Here is a 21,844-nt window from a genome sequence, read left to right as displayed (position 1 = left end):
CGACGCGGCCCGGCGGATCGTCTCCCCCGGCTAGCGCCGGAACACCACCCACCGCATCGCGCAATACATGTAGATCCCCTCGCAGGCCCCCGCCACGATGCGGGCCAGGTGGTACTCGACCCCGAGCGCACGTAGCGCGCTGGACACGCCGAGGATGAACGCCAGGTAGTTGATCACCACCACGACGATGTAGACGACCACCTGCGGCCCGACCGCCCCGTGCGACTGAAAGTTCACCACGCGGTTGAGCAGGTAACTCGCGGCGAACGCGCACGCATACGCCACTGTGACCGCAAACCCGAATGGCACGCCCAGGGCGCCGTGCAACAGGGTGAGCATCACCAAGTCCAGCGCAAAGGTGCCGGAATTGATCACCACGAAGCCCAAGAAAGTCGGCGCGACAACGGAATTCAAGCCGAACGGCAGCGCATCGACGACAGCCTCACAGACCCGGTGGAACCGGCCGACAGCACTGGCCGAACCCGGCTCCGACCCCACGATCACGTCGCGAGCATGCCACCGGCAGCTGACCCCTGCGTGATGAGCAGGCAAACACTTCGGAGTCTCACCCGTGGCGCGGTTAGGCTCATGGCTCGTGCGCGCCGTCCTGATCGTCAACCCGAACGCCACCTCCACCACCGCCGCCGGCCGTGACCTGCTCGCGCATGCGCTGGAGAGTCGCGTGGATCTGGCGGTCGTCCACACCGATCACCGCGGCCACGCGATCGAGATCGCCGCCGCCGCCAGGCAGGACGGCACCGACGTGATCATCGTGCACGGCGGCGACGGCACGGTGAACGAAGTGGTCAACGGGCTGCTGGGCCGGCCCAGCCGTCAGGAACCGCTGCCGGACGCCCTGCCCGCGGTCGCGGTGGTTCCCGGCGGGTCGGCGAATGTCTTCGCCCGGGCCCTGGGCATCAGTCCGGACCCGATCGAGGCCACCAATCAGCTCGTCGACCTGCTCACCGCCCGCCGCAGCGGCGCGCCGTGGCGGCGGATCGGACTGATGGACTGCGGCGAGCGGTGGGCGGTGTTCACCGCGGGGATGGGCGTGGACGGCGACGTCGTGGCCGCGGTCGAGGCGCAGCGCGCCAAAGGGCGCAAGGTAACTGCCGGCCGCTACATCCGGGTGGCGGTGCGCGAGATGCTGGCCAGCGCCCGCAAAGCACCCCTGCTCACCGTCGAGCTGCCCGAGCGGGAGCCGCTGACCGGCGTCTACTTCGCGTTCATCTCCAACTCGAGCCCGTGGACCTACGCCAACACCAGGCCGGTGTGGACCAACCCGGACACCACCTTCGAGACCGGCCTGGGATTGTTCGCCGTGACCAGCATGAATGTCTGGAGAAATCTGATGCTGGTGAGGCGCATGGTGTCCCAGAAGCCCGTGATCAAAGCCAAGCACCTGATCCGGGAGGACGACATCGCGTGGGTGCGGATCCGGAGCTCCGAGCCGGTCGCCAGCCAGATCGACGGAGATTTTCTCGGCTTGCGCGAGGAAATGACGTTCCGGTCGGTCCCCGGGGTGTTGAGCGTGGTCGCTCCGCCTCCTGCCACACCCGCTGACCAGCGGTGATGCACCGGCGTCAGCCGCTTCAGGGCGCAGGTGGGTTGAGTGTAGTACAAACGGGTAGAGGGTTCGGTAACCCACCCCCGTAGTGACATTGCACACGTGTTAACTGAGTCCTATTGACATCCGTCGAGGCTGTGAAACGATCGGATGCAACAGCACAGAAACATTTGTGTGCACGCGTTAACAGCCGAAGGAAAAGCGAGCGCGCTCAGTCGCGCACTTAGTAAGGAGTAGCGACAAATGGATTGGCGCCACAAGGCGGTCTGTCGGGACGAGGATCCGGAACTGTTTTTCCCGGTCGGGAACAGCGGACCGGCGCTCGCCCAGATCGCTGATGCGAAGCTCGTCTGCAACCGGTGCCCGGTCACGACGGAATGCCTGACCTGGGCTTTGGATTCCGGTCAGGACGCCGGCGTGTGGGGCGGCATGAGCGAGGACGAGCGTCGCGCGCTCAAGCGCCGCAACGCTCGCACCCGGGCCCGCAGCACCGTCTGAGACTTCTTCACAGTTCGTAAGATCGCGGCCCCGGCAAATGCCAGGGGCCGCGATTTCTTTTACACTCGAGCTTCGATGTAGCGTCCGTCACAATTTGCTATTGCGGAACTCGCGGGCCCGAACGGCGCCCGAGTGGCACACGTAACACCACATCCGTTCCGCCCCCCGGAACGTCGTGCATTCCCAGCGATCCGTCGAGTTCGGCGGTCACCAGCGTGCGCACGATCTGCAAACCCAACCGGTCGGACTTCTCCAGGCTGAAACCCTCCGGCAGCCCGCGGCCGTCGTCGTGCACCACGACGTCCAGCCAGCGCGCCGAGCGTTCGGCCCGGATCGTCACGCAGCCCTGCTTCGCCGACGACTCGAAGGCATGCTCGATGGCGTTCTGAACCAGTTCGGTGACCACCATCACCAGGGCGGTAGCCCGGTCGGCGTCCAGCACCCCCAATGCGCCGTCCCGATTGATGCGGATGGGTGTGTCGACCCGGGCCACGTCGTTCATGATCGGCAGGATCCGGTCGATCACCTCGTCGAGGTTGACCTCCTCGTCCACCGACATCGACAGGGCCTCGTGTACCTGAGCGATGGAAGCCACCCGGCGCACCGACTCCATCAGCGCCTCACGCGCCTCCGAGTTGCTGGTGCGGCGGGCTTGCAGGCGCAGCAGCGCGGCGACGGTCTGCAGGTTGTTCTTGACCCGGTGGTGGATCTCCCGGATCGTGGCGTCCTTGGACAGCAGGGCCCGATCGCGGCGCTTGACCTCGGTGACGTCCCGGATGAGCACGGCCGCCCCGGCGGCGGCGCCGTGGACCACCAATGGCAGCGTGCGCATCAGCACCGCGGCACCGCCGGCGTCGACCTCCAGCCGCATGCTCGACCCGCCGGCCAGCGAGTCGCGCACGTGCTCGGCGAGCTCCAGGGCCTCGAAGGGGTCGGAGATCAACGGGCGGGTGATCGCGACCAGGTTGTGCCCCTCCAGCTCGGCCGCCAGCCCCATCCGGTGATAGGCCGACAACGCGTTCGGGCTGGCGTAGGCGACCACACCGTCGACATCGAGGCGGATGAAGCCGTCGCCGACCCGCGGGCTCGATCGCGACAACGCCAGATCACCCACATTGGGGAACGTGCCCTCGGACAGCATGTGCAGCAGATTGCCGGCACAGTCCAGGTAGGCCCGCTCCAGCGGGGAGGACGTGCGCCGCTCGGCCAGCGCAGTCTGGTGGGTCAGCACGGCCACCACGTTGTTGTTGTAGCGCACCGGCACGGCTTCGACGTCGATGCCGGGTTCGCGCAGCTTGGCGTCGCTGTCGCCGCGACCGATCGCCCCCGAGGTGAACGCCGCGGTCACCAGCGGCAGCTCCCCCGGCGCGACGACCGTGCCGACGGCGTCCTTGAGCAGGACCGTCGGTGCGGTGTTGGGTCGGCACTGGGCCACGCAGACCACCGCGCCGTCGTCGCGGCGCACCCACATCAGGTAGTCGGCGAACGAGAGGTCCGCCAGCAGCTGCCATTCGCCGACCACCGCATGCAGGTGGTCCACAGCGCTGCCCGGCAGCACCGTGTGCTCGGCGAGCAGGTCACCGAGGGTGGACACGAAGCTAGTCGATCACGGCAATGAGGTCGCCGGCCTGGATGACATCGCCCACGGACACGCTGACCTCGGTGACGGTGCCGCCGACCTCGGCCAGCACCGGAATCTCCATCTTCATCGACTCCAGCAGCACCAGGGTGTCGCCCGCGCCGATCTGGTCACCCTTGCTGACCACGACCTCCAGCACACTGGCCACGATCTCGGCGCGAACATCCTCGGCCATCTTCACCCTCACTCTTTGGTGCTACGCGAACTCTCGATGCGGCTCTATCGAACCACAACACCGTGTGGTCAGAGGTTCGATGGGGTCGTGAGACACTTTATTCAGGGCTCAACCATGCAGCGCAGAACAACGGAGGTACATCATGGCCAAGCGTGGCCGGAAGAAGCGTGACCGCAAGCACAGCAAGGCCAACCACGGCAGGCGGCCCAACAGCTGAAACCAAAAGTGCCCGGCAANNCACTTTTGTATGTGAGGTCCTCTCGACGCGCTAACCGCGCCTGATGATGGTGGTCTGGCTGATCTGCAGGCGGACCCGCTCCAGCAGGTGCTTGGGAGCCTTGTCTCCGCTGCATTTGGAGGCGACCAGCTTCTTGATGCGTTCCTCGACCCCGTAGTACTGCAGGCAGGTGGGGCACTCCTCGAGGTGGTGACGCAGCCGGTCCTTGGTCTCGGCGGTGCATTCACCGTCGAGCAGCGTCCACACCTCGGCGATCACCGCTGCGCACTCGGGATGGTCCGGGTCGACCGGCCCTACCGGCGGGCGCCAGTCCTCCTCGGATACGTTGTCGCCACTCACGAGGACACCTCCTCGGGCGCGTCCTCCGTCTGGCCGCGCGTAAAGCCACGCTCCTTGGCGACGTCGGCGAGCAGGCCACGCAACTGGCGCCTGCCCCGGTGGAGCCGGGACATCACCGTCCCGATCGGGGTATCCATGATTTCGGCGATCTCCTTGTACGGGAAGCCTTCGACGTCTGCGTAGTACACCGCCATCCGAAACTCCTCCGGCAATGCCTGAAGAGCTTCTTTGATCTCGGTGTCGGGCAGCAGTTCGAGGGCTTCGACCTCGGCCGAGCGCAGTCCGGTGGACGTGTGCTCGGCGTTGGCCGCCAACTGCCAGTCGGTGATCTCCTCGGTCGGATACTCCGCCGGCTGGCGCTGCTTCTTGCGGTAGCTGTTGATGTAGGTGTTGGTCAGGATGCGGTACAGCCACGCTTTGAGGTTGGTGCCCTCCCGGAACGACCGGAACCCCGCGTAGGCCTTGACCATGGTTTCCTGCAACAGGTCCTCGGCATCCGCGGGGTTACGCGTCATCCGGAGCGCACCGCCATAGAGCTGGTCCAGCAGCGGGATCGCGTCGCGCTCGAAGCGCGCGGTCAGCTCCGCATCGGACTCCTCGCGAGCGGGGGCCTCGGTGTCGATGTCGGTCATCGTGGGTGACACAGTCCCTTCTGCCGCGGTGCTCCAGATGAGCTCCGGCAGCGGTATCGGACGGATGAGAAATGCGGGTGTGCGCGCTTCGGCCATCATGACTGCAGCTGACACCTGACTTCTCTCCTCCCAATCCTAAGGCTGTGACCAACAGCTTTTCCGTTCGCGGCCCTTGACCGCCGCGAACACTGTCCACAACAGGATTTCTCACCGCCCTATTTCCCGTGGTTAGGCTGTGCCCGTGAGTCGTGCCGCCACCCCAGCCATCGCCGCACTGGCGGCGGCCGGAGCACCCTACGAGGTGCTGCGCTACCACCATGACCCGCGGGCACATTCGTACGGCGAGGAGGCGGTGACCGCCCTGGCCGGTGACCGTCTGGTGCCCGAGCAGATCTTCAAGACGCTGGTGATCGCGGCCGGACCGGTGCTGGCGGTCGCGGTGCTGCCGGTGCCGTGGAAGTTGTCGCTGAAGGCCGCCGCCGCGGCGCTGGGCCTGGCCAAGGTCACCATGGCCGACCAGACGGCCGCCGAGCGCGCCACCGGCTACGTGCTCGGCGGCATCTCCCCGTTGGGCCAGCGCAAGCGGCTTGCGACGGTGGTCGACAGCTCCGCGCTGACGTTCGACACGGTGCTGTGCAGCGCAGGTAAGCGCGGCTGGGACATCGCGCTGGCGCCGCAGGATCTGGTGCGATTGACGCAGGCGGTGACCGCGGACCTGCGCGCGGTCTAGGGTGACGCAATGTCCTTCTCCGGCAAGACCATGTTCATCTCGGGGGCCAGCCGTGGCATCGGCCTGGCCATCGCCAAACGCGTCGCGGCCGACGGGGCCAACATCGCGCTGGTGGCCAAGACCACCGAGCCCCACCCCAAGCTGCCGGGCACCATCTACACCGCCGCCAAGGAGATCGAGGAGGTCGGCGGCCAAGCCCTGCCGATCGTCGGCGACGTCCGTGACGGTGACTCGGTGGCAGCCGCCGTGGCCAAGGCCGTCGAGCAGTTCGGTGGCATCGACATCTGTGTCAACAACGCCTCGGCGATCAACCTCGGCTCTATCGAGGAGGTGCCGCTCAAGCGCTTCGATCTGATGAACGGCATCCAGGTGCGCGGCACCTACGCCGTCTCGCAGGCCTGCATTCCGCACATGAAGGGCCGGGAGAACCCGCACATCCTGACGCTGTCCCCGCCGATCCGGCTGGAATCGCAGTGGCTCAAGCCGACCCCGTACATGATGGCGAAATTCGGAATGACGTTGTGCGCGTTGGGTATTGCCGAGGAGATGCGCAGCGCGGGCATTGCGTCCAACACGTTGTGGCCGCGAACCATGGTCGCCACCGCCGCCGTGCAGAACCTGCTGGGCGGCGATGAGGCGATGGCCCGCTCCCGCAAGCCCGAGGTGTACGCCGACGCCGCCTACGCGGTGCTGGGCAAGCCGGCTGGGCAGTACACCGGCCAGACCTTGCTGTGCGAGGACGTGCTGCTGGAGTCCGGGGTCACCGACCTGTCGGTCTACGACTGCATTCCGGGTTCCGAGCTTGGCGTGGACCTGTGGGTCGACACCCCCAACCCGCCCGGGTACCGCAATCCCTGACGCTCAGATCTGTACGACGCTGTTGCGGCCGGTCTGCTTGGCCCGGTACATCGCCGCGTCGGCGCGTGCGGTCGCGGTGGTGGCGGATTCACCGGGAACAGCGAGCGTGGCACCGATACTCAAGGTGGCATTGATGATTCCGCCCGGGTAGTCGACGGGCTCGGCCGCGCGTCGACGAATGTCCTCGGCGATCGTCGACACTTCATCGAGGCTGCGCACCCCGGGCAACACCACCAGGATCTCGTCGCCCCCGGTGCGCCCGACCGTGTCGTCGGCCCGCACGCACGCCTGAATCCGCTGCGCCACGGCGGTGAGCACCGAGTCACCGACCGCGTGACCGTAGGAGTCGTTGATGCCCTTGAAGCCGTCGATGTCGCAGAACAGCACCCCGATGTGCGAGTCGGCGGCGCCACGTCCGGCCAGTGCCGACTCCAGCCGGTGCAGGGCTTCGGCACGGTTCACCAGACCCGTGAGCGTGTCGAAGCGGGCCAACCGCTCGAGGCGCCGCTCGAACTCGACCTGATCGTCGACCACGCGCAGCGCGGCAATCACGCCGTCGGAACCTCCGTCGCCGTCGACGTACGGCTTGGACCGGCAGTCGACCCAGTGGTATCCACCGTCGGTCCGGCAGATCCGGAAGCGTTCGACCGCGGGTTCGCCCGCGTCGCTGCGCTCGTCGCCGATCCGCACCAGCTCGGCGTCGTCGGCGTGCAGGTGGCTGCGGAAATCCGACCCGATCCACGCCTCAGGTCTTTTCCCGAACGTCGTGTGCACCGACGGCGAGATCCACACGATCTGCATGCCGCGGAGGTGGACCACGGCGTCCACGGCGTTCTCGGCGAGGATGCGGTAGCGCGTTTCGGCGTCTTCACGCTCGCGCACCAACACCGCCCGGTCGATCAGCAGCCGCTGTTCGCGTTGGCTGAGGTAAAACACCAGCACCCCGATGACCAGCGCGCTCACCGAGATCGACAGCGCCCAGACCGCGTCCTCGCGTACCCCGAGCGCCAGGAACGCCAACCGGGCCATACCCACGACGATCGGCAGGGCGGCGAGCAGGCCGAACATCCGGATCAGGGCCCGACCGTCGGGGCGGGCCAACAACCAGGCCACCGGGTTCCAGTCGGGCCGGGCCGCGAAGGCCGCGGCGATGAGCAGCAGCAGCCCGACTGCCGTCGCGATCCCCATGCCGGTGGACGGCGGCACCTGACTGACCGAGAGCGACTGCGACGCATAGGTGGTGACCACGATGAACGGAATCGCGAGGGCGACCACCAGACTCTCCGTACGGACCACCCGGGCCCACCAGCGATCCAGTCGGGTCAGTCCCGCAGCGATGGCGACCAGCAGCACCGTCGAGGCCGTCTGCGGGCTGGGCCGGCCCGGCCAGGTGCGCTGCAGGGTGCTGACCCCCTCCGGGAACCACAGCCGATCGATGCCCAACGGCCGATTGATCACGTACTCGGCGAGGATCGTGAGCGCGACCAGCGCGGCTGCCGCCGCCAACCCGCGACCGATCCACATCCGGGTACGGGTCGGGGTCCCGGACTGGACCAGGATCGAGCCGGCCAGGGTGGCCAGCAGTAGAGCCGCCCAAGGCGTCATCTGCGGCCACGAGCGGAAGATCCGGGTCAGCAGCTCGTTTCCGGTCGCCCAGCCGATCCAGTTCGACGTGCTGAGGACGAGCACCATCGCCAGCGCTGCCGGGCCCGAGCGGGTTACCAGCGCTTCGAGATCAGCATCCGGTTCGGCCTTGGCCAATCGGTTCTCCCCCACGCGATGTGAACCGAATTGTGCCGCACCCGCCCGCCGGCGTTATCGACATTGCCGTCAAATAACGCCCGATGGCCGGCCGGAGGCCGCTGGGTTACTTGTTCGGCCGGAGGCCGCTGGGTTACTTGTTCGGCCGGAGGCCGCTGGGTTACTTGTTCGGCCGGAGGCCGAAGCGACGCACGCCCTTGCCCGCGAAAGCCCGCATCGCCGCCAGCGCCACCCGGCCCTGCCGCCGCGAGGACGAGTACCACATCAGCTCGGACTTCTGCGTCGGGATCCGCGGCGCGGTGATCGCCTGCTGGCGGCAGAACTTGATCAACCCGTTGGCACCACCGGACCGGTAGCCGACGCCGGAGTCCTTCCAGCCACCCATCGGCAGCGACGGGCAGAACACGTTGGCGAGCGCGTCGTTGATGTTGACCGCACCGCACTCCAGCCGTCGCGCCACCCGTTCACCGCGCTCGACATCCCCGGTCCACACGGACGCCGACAGGCCGTATTGGGAATCGTTGGCCAGCCGGATGGCCTCGTCCTCGTCGGCGACCTTGACCACCGGCAAGGTCGGGCCAAATGTCTCCTCGGCGATGCAGGACATCGTCGGGGTGACGTCGGCCAGCACGGTCGGCTGGAAGAAGGTGCCGACCCCGGTCGGCTTACCGCCGGCCAGCACCCGCGCCCCGGCATCGACCGCCTCCTGGACGTGGCGCTCGACGATGTCGCGCTGCGCGGCGGTGGCCATCGCGCCGGTGTCGTACTTGAAGCCCGAATCCTCTTGTCCCTGCTTGAGGTTGCGGACATTCGCGGTGAGCTTGGCAACGAACTCGTCGTACACCGGAGCCTCGACATAGACCCGCTCGACCGAGATGCACACCTGCCCGGAGTTGAACATGCCACCCCAGGCGATGCCATTGGCCGCACGGTCGACGTCGGCGTCGGCCAGCACGATCGCCGGATCCTTGCCGCCGAGCTCCAGACTGAACGGAGTCAGCCTCTCCGCGCAGGCCATCGCCACCTTGCGGCCGGTGGCCGTCGATCCGGTGAAGTGGACGTAATCGGAGTTCTCGATCACCGCCGCGCCGGTCGCGCCGTACCCGGTGGCGAGTCCGAGAATCGGTGGGGCGCCGACCTCAGTCCAGCCGCGGGCGAACTCGACCGCGGACAGCGGGGTCACCTCGGACGGTTTGAGCAGCACCGCCGCGCCGGCGGCCAGTGCGGGCACCACGTCGAGTGCCAGCATCGCCAGCGGGAAGTTCCAGGGCTCGATGATCCCCACCAGCGGGTACGGCCGGTAGACGGTGGTCAACTTCTTGATCTTGAACAGTGGGCTGTGCGCCTTGGGGTGCCGGTCTGCGAGGAACTCCTCGGCGTTGGTCGCCCAGTACTTGATGGAGTCGGCCAAGGCGACTGGCTCGAGGCTGGCGTCGCCATGCGATTTGCCGGTTTCCGACATCAACACCTCGGTGAGGTGGTCGGCGTTGTCCAGAATCCAGTCCTGCCATGTGAACATCCAGGCTTTGCGCCCGCGGGGGCCGATCTCCTCCCACTCGGTCTGGAACAGCCGCAGCTCCCGAGCCTTGGCGGCCACGGTGTCGGCGTCGTCGACCGGAACAGTTCCTGCCACGCGTCCGTCGGCGGGATTACGCACGGTGATGGTGGCTTGATCGGCCTTGGGCTCGACCGCGGTCATGGCGGTTCCTCTCGCTGGTCGGATCTCGCCTGTGAGCGTAACCGCCGTCACGCCGCTAGAACAGGCCAACCGGTTGGTTGTGTGGATCGGCCGGCTCGATGAGCTCCGGGCCGTTGTTGCGCACACTGTTGACCAGGGTCGAAACCTCCCGCACGTCGATACCGGAGATGTCGGGCGGGGCGCGCAGTAGTTCGGCGTCGGCCGGCTGGTCGGGATCCAGCCAGCGGTCCCAGTCGGCCGCACCGACCACGAGCGGCATCCGGTCGTGGATTTCGGCGAGCTCGCCGACTGCGTCGGTGGTGATGATGGTGCAGGTCAGCAGGGGTGAAGCGGCGTCGTCGGCCCGCCACACCGACCACAGCCCGGCCATGAACAGCGGCTCACCGTCGACCCGGTGCATGTAGAACGGCGTCTTGCGGGCCTTCTTGCCGGCCGGGGTGTCAGGGTTGGGCTTCCATTCGTAGTAGCCGTCCATCGGCACCAGGCAGCGTTTGCTCTTCGCCGACGCCCGGAAGGCGGGCGATGTGGTGACCTTCTCGGCGCGGGCATTGATCAGCATCGGGCCCTTGTTCTCGGGGGTTCCGTCCTCGGTCGCCTTGACCCACGGCGGCACCAGACCCCAGCGCATCAACCTGATCCGTCGGGTCGGTTCGTCGTCGGGTTCGGCGTGTCGACTCACCACGGTCGCGACGGTGGCCGTCGGGGCGACGTTGTAGTTCGGCCCCCGCCCCTCTTTCGCCGCCGCGGTGGCTTCATCGATGGCGTGGATCTTCTCGGCCAGCAGGGCCGGGTCGGTGGTCACCGCGAATCGTCCGCACATGACTCCATGGTGGCGCAAAGTTCGATAGGCGGCCTCTGCCGAGGCCGACCACGCCGACAAGGCAGGATGTACAGCTGTGAGCACCGAGCTGTGGCAGGCCCCTTGGACAGCGACGGCCGTCGACGCCACGGTGACGGTGCCCGGATCCAAATCACAGACCAACCGCACGCTGGTGCTGGCCGCGCTGGCCGCCGCCCAGGGCCAGGGCGATTCCTCGATCAGCGGCGCACTGCGCAGCCGCGACACCAACCTGATGATCGGCGCGCTGCAGGCACTCGGTATCGACGTCGCCGGCACGGGCGCCGAGCTGGTGGTCGGCGGGGCGTTGACCCCCGCGCCGCAGACCCGCATCGACTGCGGGCTGGCGGGGACGGTGCTGCGCTTCGTCCCGCCGCTGGCCGCGCTGGGCACGGCGGTCGTCGAGTTCGACGGCGACGAGCAGGCCCGGGCGCGCCCGATCGCGCCGCTGCTCGACGCGCTGCGCGGACTGGGCGTCGACATCGACGGCACCGGGCTGCCGTTCCTGGTGCGCGGGGGCGGCGCAGTGGACGGCGGGACGGTCCACATCGACGCCTCTGGCTCTTCGCAGTTCGTCTCCGGCCTGTTGCTCTCTGGCGCCGCGTTCACCCGGGGCCTGACCGTCGTCCACACCGGCACGTCGGTGCCGTCGGCGCCGCACATCGCGATGACCGTGGCGATGCTGCGTGATGCCGGAGTGGACGTCGACGACAGCGGCGCCAATCAGTGGCGGGTGGCTCCGGGTGCGATCGCGGCCCGGCATTGGGACGTCGAACCGGACCTCTCCAACTCGGTGCCGTTCCTGGCCGCGGCCGTGGTCACCGGCGGCGCGGTGCGCATCGCCGGCTGGCCGGTGGCCAGCGTGCAACCCGCCGACACCATCCTTGGCATCCTGAAGTTGCTGGGGTCGACTGTGCACCAGACGGATTCGTACCTGGAGGTGCGCGGCCCCAGCGGGGGTTACCAGGGTTTCGAGGTCGACCTGCACGATGTGGGTGAGCTGGCGCCTGCGGTCGCGGCGCTGGCGGCCCTGGCCGCGCCGGGCTCGGTGTCCCGGCTGACCGGCATCGCCCATCTGCGCGGTCATGAGACCGACCGGTTGGCCGCCCTGCGCGCCGAGATCACCGGTCTCGGTGGCGACTGCACCGAGACCGACGACGGTCTGGTGATCACCGCCGTACCACTGCAGGCCGGCACCTGGCACTCGTACGCCGATCACCGGATGGCAATGGCCGGGGCGATCGTCGGGCTGCGGGTGCCCGGCGTCACCGTCGAGGACATCGCCACCACCGCCAAGACACTGCCGGAATTCCCGCAGCTGTGGGCCGAGATGGTGAACCGCGGTTGAGCCGACGCGAGTACGACGAGTCCGACGTCAAGATCAGGTCGGGCCGTGGCTCGCGGCCCCGCACCAAGAATCGTCCCGAGCACGCCGATGCGGTGGCGGCGATGGTCGTCACCGTCGACCGCGGCCGCTGGGGCTGTGTCCTGGGCGGCGATCCCCACCGGCACGTCACCGCGATGCGGGCGCGGGAGCTGGGCCGCACCCCCATCGTCGTCGGCGACCAGGTGGACGTCGTCGGTGACCTCACCGGACGGCCCGACACGTTGGCCCGGATCGTGCGCCGGGGTGAGCGGCGAACGGTGTTGCGCCGCACCGCCGATGACACCGATCCCACCGAACGGGTGGTCGTCGCCAACGCCGACCAGTTGCTCATCGTGGTCGCCCTGGCCGATCCGCCGCCTCGCACCGGACTGGTGGACCGCACGCTGATCGCCGCCTACGCCGGCGGCCTGCGGCCGATCCTGTGCCTGACCAAGACCGATCTGGCGCCTGCGGCGGCGTTCGCCCAACAATTCGCCGATCTGGAGCTCACCGTGCTCATCGCCGGCCGCGACGACCCGATCGACGAGCTCGCCCGGCTATTGACCGGGCAGGTGACCGTGCTCCTCGGACACTCCGGCGTCGGCAAATCCACACTGGTGAATCGCCTTGTACCACAAGCGGATCGGGCCACGGGTGAGGTGTCGGGCGTCGGCAAGGGCAAGCACACCTCCACCCAGTCGGTGGCGCTGCCACTGCCGGCCGGCGGCTGGGTGATCGACACCCCCGGCATCAGGTCGTTCGGGCTTGCCCACATCGAGCCCGACGATGTCCTGCGGGCCTTTTCGGACCTGGCCGACACCATCGGGGACTGCCCCCGCGGCTGCGGCCACATGGGACCACCAGCCGACCCGGAATGCGCGCTGGACGCCCTCACCGGGGCGCCCGCGCGGCGCGTCGCGGCAGCCCGGCGGCTGCTGTCCGCGTTGTCAGAAGGCGCGGCGTATTGATAATTGTTTGCAACACCAACCGAGAGGGCACGCCGCACACATGAGCACTGTTCCGCACCTGACACTCAACGACGGCACCCGCATCCCCCAGCTCGGGTTCGGCGTGTTCCAGATCCCGCCCGACGAGACCGCGGCAGCGGTGCGTACGGCCCTGGAGATCGGCTACCGCCATATCGACACCGCTGAGATGTACCAGAACGAGAAGGGCGTCGGGCAAGGCATCCGCGACTTCGGCATCGACCGTGGCGAGGTGTACGTGACCAGCAAGCTGAACAACGGATTCCACAAGCCCGATGACGCCCGGCGCGCCTTCGACGCGACGATCGACGCACTGGGCTTCGACTATGTCGACTTGTTCTTGATCCACTGGCCGCTGCCGGGGTTGTACGACGGCGACTTCGTCTCCACCTGGAAGGTGTTGGAGGAGTTCAAGAACGACGGCCGAGCCCGCAGCATCGGGGTGTCCAACTTCCAGATCCATCACCTCGAGCAGCTGGCCCGCGACAGCGAGACGGTGCCCGCCGTCAACCAGATCGAGGTGCACCCCTACTTCGCCAACGACGCGCTGCGCGCATACGGTATCGACCACACCATCCTGACCGAGGCCTGGTCACCGATCGCGCAGGGCGCGGTGCTGGGCGATCCGGTGATCGGTGCGATCGCCGAGCCGCTGGGCAAGAGCCCGGCCCAGGTGGTGCTGCGCTGGCACATCGAACGCGGCGACATCGTGTTCCCGAAATCCGTTACTCCCGAACGGATCAAGGAGAACCTCGAGATCTTCGACTTCGAGCTCGGCGATGAGGACATCGACGCCATCACCGCGCTCGACAAGGGCGAAGCGGGGCGCCAGGGCCCCAATCCGGACGACTTCAACTGGATCCCGGACTAGGTCACAGTCCGACGATCGCGAGCAGATCGCGGAAGTCGGTGATCCGGTGGTCGGGCCGGCAGCCTTCGTGGTGCTTGGTGCCCTGATCGGAGTCGTACATCACGGTGCGCATGCCAGCTTCGCGGGCACCGAAGATATCGCGGTGCATGTCGTTGCCGACATACAGCGTTCGCTCGGCGGGTACACCCATCCCGTCGAGGGCGAGCTGGAACAACCGGCGATCGGGCTTGCGGAATCCGTGATCGCCGGAGACGACGACCGGCTTGAAGAAGTCGGTCAGCCCGACCTTGTGCAGTTCCCCGCGGGCGTAGCTGCTCTGGCCGTCGCTGACGATCCCCAGCGGGAAGTGGTCGCGCAACACCCGCAGTGTGGAGCGCACGTGCGGGTAGAGCTTCAGCTTGCGCCGAGTCACCCCGCGGTAGATCTCGGCCAGCGTCAGCGGCAGTTCGGCCAGCCGCTGCGGCGGCAGGGCTCTGGTGTAGTCGCTGGCGAAATCGTCGACGATCGACTTCCAGATCCCCGGGCCGTCGAATTCGGGATGCGTCTCGTGGCTGTGGCGTTGCTGGGCCTTGAGGCGCTGAAAGTACAACTCGCGGATGTGGTTGCGGCGCAGATCGATTCCCTGATAGGTCAGGAAGTGACCGACCGCACGGAACGCTTCCTCGCGGTCGTCCTCGGTGCGGATGTGGATCAGCGTGCCGTTCACGTCGAAGGCGATGGCGGCGACTTCCATGGCGATGCGCGGCATCCTAACGTCGAGCGGAAGGGCTACGAGGCCTGCAGAAGCCGCTTGGCCTTACGGACAAGCCGCGCCCCGTATTCCTCTGAAATGTAGCCGTTGCGGGCGATTCTGAGCAGGTTGAGCGCCATGTAGTAGGGCAGCCGCGCGGTGATCGAGTCGAATGCCTGCCGCCGGTCCGGGAAGTGGCAGCTGTACTCCCACAGGAAGTGGCCGATGAAAGGTTCGGCCCGCTTGCTCGATCCGGTGCCGAGCATGAACGCATGCTGCAGTTCCCCGGCAACCCGGCCGACGTCGAACATGCGGTCGCCTCGCCGCATCCGTTCGAGGTCGATGGCGGCGACGTCGAGTCCGTGACCGAACAGGAAGTTCGCCGGGGTGGCGTCACCGTGCAGCCAGACCTGCCGGTCCTGCCACATCGCAGGCCGTTCGTACCAGAGCGCCTGTAGCCACAGCAGTTCGTCGACGTCCCACTGGCCGATTCGCTGGATCCGGTGCAGCCGGTCGATCAGTTGACCGAAATACCGGCAGTCGTCGTCGAAGTCCACCGTCCTGCCGTTCGCAGTCCGATTATGTTGGGTGGCAAGGAAATACCCCAGCGCCTTGAGCCGCCAGAACAGATGCGCGTGGTCATTGCCCTGAATGCAGCGGGCGATTGCCTGGCTGAACTGCTCTCCGGAATAGAATTCCAGCGCGATCACGCCGTTGATGTCCGGCTCCACACCCAGCGGACGGATCACGTGGTGCGGCGAGCCGACCAGGTCATAGCCGCGCAAGCGCTGCAGGCTGTCGAATTCGCGGTACGCCATGCCGCCGGCGCGATCCGACCCGTACCGCGATCCGTAGAACTTGCAGATGATCCTGGTGCGGGTTCGCTTCTCCTCGTAGGCGTACACCTCATTGCTGCCGTGCAGCCGGAACGCCCGAAACGCCGGCGAGGCGGTGTGCACGCCGAGATGGTCTCGGCAGATACCTCCGAGAAACCCATGCAGCCGGTCGTCACGGCGGACGTAGCCGACGTACTTTCCGATTACGACGCCTCCCCGACGGCCAGCGGCGAGGGGATGTGTTCGCCGAACGGTCACCAATCGTTCACACGATAGCGGCGATGCCCGGGATTGGCCTGTCGAGCAGCTCAGTCCCGACCGGCGAACTTCGACAGGTACAGCCAGGTCGGCCGGTAGCCGAGGGATGTGCGCCAGCCCGTAGCCGATCACCTGGTCGTCGCTGCTGGCGAGCACCAGCAGGGTGTCAGGTTTGGGGTTCGACGATGTCGAGATCGTGCGCACTGCCGGCCCGCAATCGCCACATCGATCAATCATGCTCCACATAAACGAAATCGACGCCGGCGCGGGGATCGCTCGAACATCCCCTCGCCGGCGTCGATCTCGATCTGAATCCTTACGCCGCCTTGGCCGTGCGCTTGTCCCGTCGCCACTGCCGCGCCGCCGCGATCGCGGACTTCAGCCCACGCTTGCGGCCGGTGCGCGGATCGACGCCGGCATAGCCCGGACCCAATTCGGCGAACATCCGCTCGCTGCGGGTCTCAGGTGCATCGTCGGCGGTGTCACGCAGGTACTTGTCCGGCAGCGACAGCTTGGCGATGGTCCGCCAGGTCTTGGCGTACTGCACCAAGAACGGCCCGCTCGTGTAGGGCAGGTCGTACTTGTCGCACAGCGCGCGCACCCGCACCGAGATCTCGGCCAGCCGGTTGCTCGGCAGGTCCGGATACAGGTGGTGCTCGATCTGGTAGGACAGGTTGCCGGACATGAAGTCCATGGCCCGGCCGCCGTCGATGTTCGCGCTGCCCAGCATCTGGCGCAGATACCACTGGCCCTTGCTCTCGCCCACCATGTCTGTCTTGGTGAATTTCTCTGCGCCATCCGGGAAGTGGCCGCAGAAGATGATCGCGTTGGCCCACACGTTGCGGATCACGTTGGCCACGGCGTTGGCGGTGACTGTCGACCGATACGTGGCGCCCGGCGACAACGATGTCAGCGCCGGGAAGGCGACGTAATCCTTGAGCAGCTGCCGCCCGGCCTTGGCACCGAACTCACGCACCCGGATCAGGGTGGCCTTGCGGTCGTCGCGACCCTTGAAGATCTTGCCGAGCTCCAGGTGCTGCAGACCGACGCCCCACTCGAAGCCGATCGCCAGCATCGTGTTGAACAGCAGGTTGCCGTACAGGTTGAACGGCTTCCAACGCTGGTCTCGGGTCACGCGGATCACGCCGTAGCCGACGTCGTCATCCATTCCGAGGATGTTGGTGTACTTGTGATGCATGAAGTTGTGAGTGAAGCGCCAGTGCTTGGATGCCCCGCTCATGTCCCACTCCCACGACGAGGAGTGGATCTCGGGATCGTTCATCCAATCCCACTGCCCGTGCATGACGTTGTGGCCGATCTCCATGTTCTCGATGATCTTGGCCACGCCCAGGGTCACGGTGCCGGCCCACCACGCGGATCGCTTGGAGCCGGCGGTCAGCATCAACCGCCCGGCGATCTCCAGTCCGCGCTGGGCGGCGATGGTGCGACGGATATAGCGCGCATCCCGCGCGCCGAGGGAATCCTCGACATCCTGACGGATGGCGTCGAGTTCGACTGCCAGACTCTCGATGTCCGCATCGGTCAGGTGCGAGAACGCATCGATATCAGTGATGGCCATAAAGTCACGCCTCCCTTCTTGTTCCTACGCTACCGTAACCTACGTTCCCGTAGGTTACTAGCCAGTAAACCTTAGACATCGACCACGCAGTCGCCTGACGCGGCCGACACGCACGTCTGAATCCGGGTACCCGGCTCGTGCTCGGCGCCGGTGCGCAGGTCGCGGACGTGGCCGTCGACCAGACTCACCACGCAGGACTGGCAGATGCCCATCCGGCAGCCGAACGGCATCCGAATGCCGGCCTGCTCGCCGGCCTCCATCAACGACGTTGCAGCGTCGGCCGTCACCGTCTTACCGCTGCGGTCGAAGGTCACCGTTCCGCCCTGCCCGTGGGCAGCGGCCCGGGATGCCGCGAAGCGCTCCAGGTGCAGCCGCTCGCCGATGCCGGCCGCCTCCCAGACCTTCTCGGCCTCGGTCAGCATCCCCTCCGGGCCGCAGGCCCACGTCTGGCGGGCCCGCCAGTCACCGACCACCTCGTCGAGCTGACGCAGGTCCAGCCGGCCCTCGGTGCGGGTGGTGCGCACGGTCAACCGGTAGCCGTCGTGGTCACGGGCCAGCTGGGCCAGCTCGGCAGCGAACAGGACATCGGATTCTGTTGGGGCGGAATGGATGTGGACGATGTCACCGATCTGGTCACGACGGGCCAGGGTGCGCAGCATCGACATCACCGGGGTGATACCCGAACCGCCGGTCAAGAACAACACCGACGCGGGCGCAGGATCGGGCAACACGAAATTGCCCTGAGGTGCGGCCAACCGAACGATCGTGCCGGGCTTGACGCCGCCGACCAGGTGGGTGGACAGGAATCCCTCCGGCATGGCCTTGACGGTGATCGTGATGGTGCGCGACCGACCCGACCCGTCGGAGTGCGGACTCGAGGTCAGCGAGTACGAGCGCCACCGCCAGCGGCCGTCGATCAGCAGGCCGATGCCGACGTACTGGCCGGGCTGGTAGTCGAAGGTGAAGCCCCAGCCGGGTTTGATCACCAACGTGGCCGAATCCTCGGTCTCCCGGCGGACGTCGAGCACCTTTCCGCGCATCTCCCGCGCCGACCACAGCGGGTTGGCCAGCTGCAGGTAATCGTCGGGCAGCAACGGCGTCGTGATCCGGCCGAATAGGGCCCGAACTGCGTCGACCGCGGGGTTGCGCCCCTCACCGGCCACCGTTGGCCGCACCGTGTCGACCACGTTCGCACTGATCTTGACCTGGCTTTTCGCCATCTTGCACCTCCTGACGCGCGCAAACCTACGGTACCGTAACTTACGGTCCCGTATCCAGGCGTTCAGAGCAAATCGAGCAGGAACGGCAGCTCCTGGGTGGCGTACCAGGCCAGCGCGTGGTCCTGGGCGTCACCCACAACGAACTCGGCGTCTTCGTCGCCCAGATCGGCGTCGTCGACGACGGCGATCGCGGCCTTCACCGCAGGCTCGGCATCGGAGTTGTCGACGTAGGCCGCCACCACCTGGTCCAGATCCACCCGCCCAGTGATCCGTACCACCGCGTCGTCCAGATCGGGACGGACGGTGGCATCGGCATCGGCGATCAGCACCGCACGGCGGGTGGGCAGCGCACCCTCGCCCGATTCCGCTTCGGCGGCCAACAGCCGCAGCGACGCCAGCGCCGCCTCACCGATGGCCACCTCGGCCAGTTCGTCGTCGTCGCCCTCGGCGTAGGACTCCCGCAACGTCGGCGTCACCGCGAACGCCGTCCCGCTGCGCGGCTGGAGCGACCCGTCAGCGACCAGCTGTTGCAGCATGGCCAACGTGGCCGGGATGTAGACCCGCACCCACGCAGATTAGCCGCCGCTCAGTCGGCCTTCTCATGGTCCCCGAGCAGCGTCGAGACATGGTCGTTGACGTAGGTCGACAACTCCCGCGCCGGGCGGTGGTAGTTGCCCAGCATCGGCCGCTTGGGCAGGTCGACCTTGGGCAGCTCGACCTGCTCATAGTCGATGCTCGCCAGCAGGTGAGCCATCATGTTCAGCCGCGCGTGCTTCTTGTCGTCGGACTCCACCACGAACCACGGGCTGGCCGGGGTGTCGGTGTGCACCATCATCTGATCCTTGGCGCGGGAGTAGTCCTCCCAGCGATACACCGACTCCAGGTCCATCGGGCTGAGCTTCCAGCGCCGCAGCGGGTCGTTGCGGCGGGATTTGAACCGACGGAGCTGTTCGTCGTCGGACACCGAGAACCAGTATTTGCGCAGGATGATGCCGTCGTCGATCAGCATCTGTTCGAAGATCGGGCACTGGCGTAGGAACAGCGTGTGCTCCTGCGGAGTGCAAAAGCCCATCACCAGCTCCACACCGGCGCGGTTGTACCAGGACCGGTCGAACAGCACGATCTCGCCGCGGGCCGGCAGATGCTCGATGTAGCGCTGGAAGTACCACTGGCCGCGCTCGCGTTCGGTGGGCGCGGGCAGGGCCGCGATCCGCGCGACGCGGGGACTGAGGTACTCGGTGATGCGCTTGATCGTGCCGCCCTTGCCTGCGGCGTCGCGACCTTCGAAGATGACAACGACCCGCGCCCCGGTGTCCTTGACCCATTCCTGCAACGTCACCAATTCGGTTTGCAGCCGGAACAATTCGGCGTTGTAGATGTCTTTGGGGATCTTGCGGTTGACCCGGGCAACCGACTTGCCGCCGTCGGAGTTCGCCTTACTCATCGCCGAATAGTACGTCTACTGAGCGGCTTCGAGCAGTTCCTCGAGCGATTCGGCCAGCAGCGTCGGCAGCACGTCGACATCACTCATGGCGTCACGGTCGGCGTTGATGCCGAAATACAACTGGCCGCAATACGATGTGACGCCGATGGCCAGCACCTGGTTGTGCAGCAGCGGCGGAACCGCATAGATCTCCAACAGCTTGGCGCCGGCCACGTACATCTGCGACTGCGGGCCCGGAACGTTGGTGATCAGCAGGTTGAACTGGCGGGCCGAGAACTGGGTGGCCACCCGGGTGCCCATCGCGTGCAGCGTCGGCGGCGCGAACCCCGACAGCGTGACGATGGTGCGGGCATCCACCAGACTGGCCGCCGCCGAGTGCGATTCGGTGGTGTGCGCGATCTGGGACAGCCGTACCACCGCGTTGCCCTCTCCCACCGGCAGGTCGACGAGGAACGGGGCGACCTCGCTGATCGCCTGGCCGGGCCCGGTCGATTCCAGCACCGCCTCGGGGTAGACCGACGTCGGCGCCATCGCCCGCACGGTGGAACTGGTGGTGACCGGTTCCCCGCGGGACAGCAGCCAGTTGCGCAGCGCACCGGCGATCACCGCCAGCACGACATCGTTGACGTCGCAGTCGTAGCGGGACCGCACCAGCCGATAGTCGGCCAGGGAACCGACGGCGACCGTGAACCGGCGGTTGCGGGAAACCTTGGTGTTCAGTGGGCTGTTGGGCGCGGTGCCGCGGGCGACCGTGCGCGCGACATCGGTCAGCCGGCGCGCCAGATCGGCCAGCTCGCCGCTGTTGGTGGCCACCTCACCGATGGCCGAGCGCACCGCCTGCAGCTGCACCCGCGGCCGGGCCAGCCACTCCCCGACCGCGCCGATCAGCAGCTGGCTGTTGCTCGGTTCGCGACCCGGGATCCAGATGTCCTCGCCGAATGTCGGCGGTTTCTGAGTCCGGTCGGCGATGACGTGACCGACCTCCAACGCGGTCATCCCATTGACGAGGGCCTGGTGGGATTTGGTGTAGATGGCCAGCCTGTTCTTGGCCAGACCTTCGATGAGGTACATCTCCCACAACGGGCGCGACCGGTCCAGCGGACGGGAGCCGAGCCGGGCGATGAGTTCGTGCAACTGGGCATCGCTGCCCGGCGACGGCAGCGCCGAACGTCGCACGTGATAGGTGATGTCGAAATCGGGATCGTCGACCCACACCGGACGCGCCAGCCCCAGGGTCACCTCGCGGATTTTCTGGCGGTAGCGCGGGATTTGGGGCAGGCGACGCTCGATGGTCTCCAGCAGGGCGTCGTAGCTGAGGCCGGACCGGGGCTTGCGCAGGATCGCCAGCGAGCCGACGTACATCGGGGTCGAGGTGTTCTCCAGGTGATAGAACGCCGCATCCGATGCCGACAGTCGAGTCACCATCGTCGCGACAATCCCCTCATCGACTACTCCCCCACCCACTCCGTCCCGACACGGTAACCGCCGGACCCAGGTGGCCGCATCGCGGGTGCATACACCGGCGCGGCGAGTGTGCCATCATGTCGCCATCGGCTCGCCCCTCTCCGGCAGCCGGTCCC

At 67.2% G+C, this 21,844-nt stretch carries 23 protein-coding genes; 8 read left to right on the top strand and 15 right to left on the bottom strand.

The features are described from left to right. Positions 1–30: 30 nt before the first annotated feature. A complete protein-coding gene (locus MSZK_RS29435; protein ID WP_099252042.1) occupies positions 31–504 on the bottom strand; it encodes a GtrA family protein in 474 nt (157 codons plus the stop codon). A 91-nt stretch (positions 505–595) separates the two neighbouring features. Between MSZK_RS29435 and MSZK_RS29430 the strand changes: the two genes are divergently transcribed. Beyond that, on the top strand, positions 596–1,573 hold the full coding sequence (locus tag MSZK_RS29430; RefSeq protein ID WP_099252041.1) for a diacylglycerol kinase family protein: 978 nt from the start codon (positions 596–598) through the stop codon (positions 1,571–1,573). A gap of 237 nt (positions 1,574–1,810) precedes the next feature. Continuing rightward, positions 1,811–2,065 (top strand): WhiB family transcriptional regulator, encoded by a 255-nt coding sequence (locus MSZK_RS29425; RefSeq protein WP_078020443.1) that lies wholly within the window; start codon positions 1,811–1,813, stop codon positions 2,063–2,065. Positions 2,066–2,162: 97 nt separating this feature from the next. Here MSZK_RS29425 and MSZK_RS29420 read toward each other — a convergent pair whose 3' ends face one another. Both MSZK_RS29420 and MSZK_RS29415 read right to left on the bottom strand, forming a co-directional pair. Further along, a complete protein-coding gene (locus MSZK_RS29420) occupies positions 2,163–3,659 on the bottom strand; it encodes a sensor histidine kinase (RefSeq protein ID WP_099252040.1) in 1,497 nt (498 codons plus the stop codon). A 4-nt stretch (positions 3,660–3,663) separates the two neighbouring features. Then, complete coding sequence (locus MSZK_RS29415) at positions 3,664–3,879, bottom strand: biotin/lipoyl-binding carrier protein (RefSeq protein WP_047333209.1); 216 nt, start codon at positions 3,877–3,879, stop codon at positions 3,664–3,666. Positions 3,880–4,021: 142 nt separating this feature from the next. On the opposite strand from MSZK_RS29415, the gene MSZK_RS33645 reads away from it, so the two are divergent. Continuing rightward, a complete protein-coding gene (locus MSZK_RS33645) occupies positions 4,022–4,096 on the top strand; it encodes a 50S ribosomal protein bL37 (RefSeq protein ID WP_099252079.1) in 75 nt (24 codons plus the stop codon). A 51-nt stretch (positions 4,097–4,147) separates the two neighbouring features. Here MSZK_RS33645 and rsrA read toward each other — a convergent pair whose 3' ends face one another. Continuing rightward, complete coding sequence (gene rsrA / locus MSZK_RS29405) at positions 4,148–4,456, bottom strand: mycothiol system anti-sigma-R factor (protein WP_099252039.1); 309 nt, start codon at positions 4,454–4,456, stop codon at positions 4,148–4,150. Next, the gene (locus MSZK_RS29400; protein WP_199203540.1) at positions 4,453–5,088 is read right to left on the bottom strand and encodes a sigma-70 family RNA polymerase sigma factor; all 636 of its coding nucleotides are present in this window, start codon (positions 5,086–5,088) and stop codon (positions 4,453–4,455) included. Before MSZK_RS29400 ends, rsrA begins: the two co-directional genes overlap by 4 nt. A 241-nt stretch (positions 5,089–5,329) precedes the next feature. Here MSZK_RS29400 and MSZK_RS29395 point away from each other — a divergent pair, with 241 nt between their 5' ends. Both MSZK_RS29395 and MSZK_RS29390 read left to right on the top strand, forming a co-directional pair. Continuing rightward, the gene (locus tag MSZK_RS29395; protein WP_099252038.1) at positions 5,330–5,818 is read left to right on the top strand and encodes a YbaK/EbsC family protein; all 489 of its coding nucleotides are present in this window, start codon (positions 5,330–5,332) and stop codon (positions 5,816–5,818) included. Between the two features lie 9 nt (positions 5,819–5,827). Then, a complete protein-coding gene (locus MSZK_RS29390) occupies positions 5,828–6,676 on the top strand; it encodes an NAD(P)-dependent oxidoreductase (RefSeq protein ID WP_099252037.1) in 849 nt (282 codons plus the stop codon). Between the two features lie 3 nt (positions 6,677–6,679). Here MSZK_RS29390 and MSZK_RS29385 read toward each other — a convergent pair whose 3' ends face one another. The 3 genes from MSZK_RS29385 to MSZK_RS29375 form a co-directional block, all read right to left on the bottom strand. Then, positions 6,680–8,437, bottom strand: a complete 1,758-nt coding sequence (locus MSZK_RS29385; RefSeq protein ID WP_233211579.1) for a sensor domain-containing diguanylate cyclase — start codon at positions 8,435–8,437, stop codon at positions 6,680–6,682. A gap of 160 nt (positions 8,438–8,597) precedes the next feature. Continuing rightward, positions 8,598–10,136 (bottom strand): aldehyde dehydrogenase family protein, encoded by a 1,539-nt coding sequence (locus MSZK_RS29380; RefSeq protein ID WP_099252036.1) that lies wholly within the window; start codon positions 10,134–10,136, stop codon positions 8,598–8,600. A gap of 55 nt (positions 10,137–10,191) precedes the next feature. Then, positions 10,192–10,956: an SOS response-associated peptidase gene (locus tag MSZK_RS29375; protein ID WP_099252035.1), complete on the bottom strand. Its 765-nt coding sequence runs from the start codon at positions 10,954–10,956 to the stop codon at positions 10,192–10,194. Positions 10,957–11,032: 76 nt separating this feature from the next. Here MSZK_RS29375 and aroA point away from each other — a divergent pair, with 76 nt between their 5' ends. From aroA to MSZK_RS29360, 3 genes are read left to right on the top strand one after another with little or no spacing between them, the layout of a single operon-like run. Further along, on the top strand, positions 11,033–12,322 hold the full coding sequence (gene aroA, locus MSZK_RS29370) for a 3-phosphoshikimate 1-carboxyvinyltransferase (protein ID WP_099252034.1): 1,290 nt from the start codon (positions 11,033–11,035) through the stop codon (positions 12,320–12,322). Continuing rightward, positions 12,319–13,308, top strand: coding sequence for a ribosome small subunit-dependent GTPase A (rsgA, locus tag MSZK_RS29365; RefSeq protein ID WP_099252076.1), 990 nt, complete (start codon positions 12,319–12,321; stop codon positions 13,306–13,308). The genes aroA and rsgA overlap by 4 nt, the downstream gene beginning before the upstream one ends. 40 nt (positions 13,309–13,348) lie before the next feature. Next, a complete protein-coding gene (locus MSZK_RS29360; protein WP_099252033.1) occupies positions 13,349–14,197 on the top strand; it encodes an aldo/keto reductase in 849 nt (282 codons plus the stop codon). A 1-nt stretch (position 14,198) separates the two neighbouring features. Here the strand turns inward: MSZK_RS29360 and MSZK_RS29355 are convergent, their stop codons facing one another. The 7 genes from MSZK_RS29355 to MSZK_RS29325 form a co-directional block, all read right to left on the bottom strand. Further along, positions 14,199–14,945, bottom strand: coding sequence for an HAD family hydrolase (locus tag MSZK_RS29355; protein ID WP_233211578.1), 747 nt, complete (start codon positions 14,943–14,945; stop codon positions 14,199–14,201). 20 nt (positions 14,946–14,965) lie between these two features. Continuing rightward, positions 14,966–15,886 (bottom strand): phosphotransferase, encoded by a 921-nt coding sequence (locus MSZK_RS29350; protein WP_099252074.1) that lies wholly within the window; start codon positions 15,884–15,886, stop codon positions 14,966–14,968. Positions 15,887–16,337: 451 nt separating this feature from the next. Beyond that, a complete protein-coding gene (locus tag MSZK_RS29345) occupies positions 16,338–17,600 on the bottom strand; it encodes a fatty acid desaturase (RefSeq protein ID WP_099252032.1) in 1,263 nt (420 codons plus the stop codon). Positions 17,601–17,671: 71 nt separating this feature from the next. Continuing rightward, complete coding sequence (locus MSZK_RS29340; RefSeq protein ID WP_099252031.1) at positions 17,672–18,820, bottom strand: ferredoxin reductase; 1,149 nt, start codon at positions 18,818–18,820, stop codon at positions 17,672–17,674. 62 nt (positions 18,821–18,882) lie between these two features. After that, a complete protein-coding gene (locus MSZK_RS29335; RefSeq protein WP_371411415.1) occupies positions 18,883–19,386 on the bottom strand; it encodes a hypothetical protein in 504 nt (167 codons plus the stop codon). Between the two features lie 20 nt (positions 19,387–19,406). Further along, on the bottom strand, positions 19,407–20,264 hold the full coding sequence (gene ppk2, locus MSZK_RS29330; RefSeq protein ID WP_099252030.1) for a polyphosphate kinase 2: 858 nt from the start codon (positions 20,262–20,264) through the stop codon (positions 19,407–19,409). Between the two features lie 15 nt (positions 20,265–20,279). Beyond that, complete coding sequence (locus MSZK_RS29325) at positions 20,280–21,689, bottom strand: wax ester/triacylglycerol synthase family O-acyltransferase (RefSeq protein ID WP_099252029.1); 1,410 nt, start codon at positions 21,687–21,689, stop codon at positions 20,280–20,282. Positions 21,690–21,844: the final 155 nt, after the last annotated feature.

Source organism: Mycobacterium sp. shizuoka-1 (genome assembly GCF_002723835.1).
Lineage (GTDB): Bacteria > Actinomycetota > Actinomycetes > Mycobacteriales > Mycobacteriaceae > Mycobacterium.
The sequence above is the reverse complement of the archived record's forward strand: the minus strand, read 5'-3'. Positions and strand labels throughout refer to the sequence as shown.

Coding starts and splice junctions, on each gene's coding strand:
- MSZK_RS29425 (WP_078020443.1), top strand. CDS start 1,811: ATGGATTGGCGCCACAAGGCGGTCTGTCGGGACGAGGATCCGGAACTG.
- MSZK_RS29415 (WP_047333209.1), bottom strand. CDS start 3,879: ATGGCCGAGGATGTTCGCGCCGAGATCGTGGCCAGTGTGCTGGAGGTC.
- MSZK_RS29400 (WP_199203540.1), bottom strand. CDS start 5,088: ATGACCGACATCGACACCGAGGCCCCCGCTCGCGAGGAGTCCGATGCG.
- MSZK_RS29390 (WP_099252037.1), top strand. CDS start 5,828: ATGTCCTTCTCCGGCAAGACCATGTTCATCTCGGGGGCCAGCCGTGGC.
- MSZK_RS29380 (WP_099252036.1), bottom strand. CDS start 10,136: ATGACCGCGGTCGAGCCCAAGGCCGATCAAGCCACCATCACCGTGCGT.
- MSZK_RS29375 (WP_099252035.1), bottom strand. CDS start 10,956: ATGTGCGGACGATTCGCGGTGACCACCGACCCGGCCCTGCTGGCCGAG.
- MSZK_RS29360 (WP_099252033.1), top strand. CDS start 13,349: ATGAGCACTGTTCCGCACCTGACACTCAACGACGGCACCCGCATCCCC.
- MSZK_RS29355 (WP_233211578.1), bottom strand. CDS start 14,945: ATGCCGCGCATCGCCATGGAAGTCGCCGCCATCGCCTTCGACGTGAAC.
- MSZK_RS29345 (WP_099252032.1), bottom strand. CDS start 17,600: ATGGCCATCACTGATATCGATGCGTTCTCGCACCTGACCGATGCGGAC.
- MSZK_RS29340 (WP_099252031.1), bottom strand. CDS start 18,820: ATGGCGAAAAGCCAGGTCAAGATCAGTGCGAACGTGGTCGACACGGTG.
- ppk2 (WP_099252030.1), bottom strand. CDS start 20,264: ATGAGTAAGGCGAACTCCGACGGCGGCAAGTCGGTTGCCCGGGTCAAC.
- MSZK_RS29325 (WP_099252029.1), bottom strand. CDS start 21,689: ATGGTGACTCGACTGTCGGCATCGGATGCGGCGTTCTATCACCTGGAG.